This is a genomic window from Streptomyces sp. SID12488, from assembly GCF_010548275.1.
GTDB lineage: Bacteria > Actinomycetota > Actinomycetes > Streptomycetales > Streptomycetaceae > Streptomyces.
Genome location: NZ_JAAGLT010000073.1, coordinates 1 through 2,133 on the forward strand (window position 1 = coordinate 1; position 2,133 = coordinate 2,133).

The window sequence follows — 2,133 nt, forward strand, 5'->3', positions numbered from 1 at the left end:
GCGCCCGGTTACGCAACTGCACTGCGGAAAGACGAGTGTTGCCCCGGCGCCCCCGCCCAGGGTCACCTTCGGCTCCCCGCCGACGATAGTTGCCGCCCACTAATGCTCCTTACTGCAAACAGGGATTGGCCCACTACTCTGAGCGTGAGCGCTGCTCGTAGTAGCGCTTAAATAGCTCGATCAAGTCGACACCATGGGTGTCCTCGATCCGCTTCGCCTTGGTGCGCACGAACTCACACACGGCGATCCAAGCGTGCCCAACAGCGACCGTGAGCGGCCCCGCGGCCGCCGCGCTGGCAGCATTGACAGCCGTACCAACGAACGGGATGTTTCGGCCCATCTGCTGACCAAGCCGCTTGGCTGCTTCCTTGACCAGCCATCCCGTTCCTTGCTTACTGACTGTTCCGCCGATGAAGGCAGTCCATGTAAGCCCCGCCAACTGCTTCCGTGACAGCGGCACGCCGTAGACAACGCTAATTTCCACGACTAGCCGGCTCAAAATCACCGCAAAGCCGGCCATGTCGGCACCAGGAACGGGAATAAACTGAGTGGCTTGAGCCATCTTTTTGGCACGTTCGACAGCTTGGAGCGCTTCCATACGCTGATGCGTGAAGTCGAGTCGCTGGGCCGCTAAGGCGGCCCGACGCGCAGCTTCAGGAATTGCTTCCACGGTGGCATCGAGTAGATCCTTCATGCCGTGAACTGGATACTTCGCCCCGCCGGGTAGGTCGAGCTCTTGCGAATTCACCAAGAAAATCTGACCTTCAGCCGCCAGTGGAAGCTGTTTGGCCACAATCTCTCTGGAAAGCGCCAAGGCATTCGATTCGATGTCCTGACCGACTCTGGCTACATGTGTCAGAACGAGGAACACAGGGAGGTCCATGTCGGCCAGTGCCCGTACAAGCTCAACATGCGCAGGTAGGAACCGGTTATTCCGGTGGTTCACCACAAACCACGCGGCATGAATCCACTCTGCCTCTGACTTCTGCCGGGAGCTGTGGACGATCTCCGACACCTGCTCGACAACCTGATCCAGATCCCCAGTGGCGACCTCGAAGCCAGGACAATCGTAAATGCCAAGAGGATCATCTTCGTGCCGACGGTGCAGAACGATTTCCGTCGTCACCGGGTCGCCAACACCTGTCTCCGCAAGATTGAGGCCAAACACAGCGTTCACCAGTGTGCTTTTTCCCGCTCCGGAGTCTCCGAAAAGAACCAGGTTAAACTTCCCCAGCTTCCCCAGTTGTTCCTCGACGTGCTCTTTAATGATTCGCTCAAAGGCGTCAAAGTCATATTCGTCGGTCACGCTTCCCCCTCTTTTCGCTCCCAGCGGCCCCAGAGGTGCAGGCCGGGCCCCCATCGCCAGCGGTGGAAACGCTACTGGTGCGATTGGCCGATTGTCAGCGGCGCATTTGCTCTACGCACTCGCGCGGGAGCGCACGCGCCCAGGCGCACGCCTGGGCCAGATGCCACTTCTGAGCTACCTGCGGAGCACAAGAGGCGTGACGGCAGTAACGACCGAATTCATCTCGGCCATTCCACTCCTGATGGATGCCGCGCCAGCGGCTCGGGGCGGGGTATCAGGCGCGCTGTGGTGGATCAGCCGGGGAGCACGCCGTGTGCTGACTACTGAGACGACACCTGCATTGACGAACCTCTCCAGTTCATGCGCCTGGCCTGTCACCAGTCGGTCCCCGTACTGCCCTGTGGTGGGCAGACGCGACTAGGGCCTGTGTGACGTCGTGATCAATCTTGCCGATCCGGATTCGGCTGGAATTCGGATCCGGTAGGAAGGTGCCTGTGACGCGCAGGCAACTCACCGACGAGCAGTGGCAGTTGATCGAGCCGTTCCTGCCGATAGGCGAGTACGGTCCATACCCTGAGCGGCTGCGTGAGCAGTTCGAGGGAGTGATCTGGCGGTTCCGCACCAGCAGTCAGTGGCGGGAAATGCCGGGGGAGTTCGGCCCGTGGCCGACGGTCTACGGCCGCTTCCGGGTCTGGCGGGACGCCGGCGTCTTCACCGTACTGCTGGAAGGCGTGATCGCTGAGGCCGCCCGTCAGGGGAAGACGGACTTGTCACTGGTCAGCGTGGACTCCACCACCGCCCGGGCCCACCACGACGCCGCTGGGATG

At 61.2% G+C, this 2,133-nt stretch carries 2 protein-coding genes; one reads left to right on the forward strand and one right to left on the reverse strand.

The window, feature by feature from the left end; translation table 11 throughout:
- Positions 1–133: 133 nt before the first annotated feature.
- On the reverse strand, positions 134–1,306 hold the full coding sequence (locus G3I56_RS42495; protein WP_164418868.1) for a DUF697 domain-containing protein: 1,173 nt from the start codon (positions 1,304–1,306) through the stop codon (positions 134–136).
- Between the two features lie 494 nt (positions 1,307–1,800).
- On the opposite strand from G3I56_RS42495, the gene G3I56_RS42500 reads away from it, so the two are divergent.
- Positions 1,801–2,133 (forward strand): transposase (locus G3I56_RS42500; RefSeq protein ID WP_164418870.1); only part of this gene is annotated, 333 nt, incomplete at its 3' end.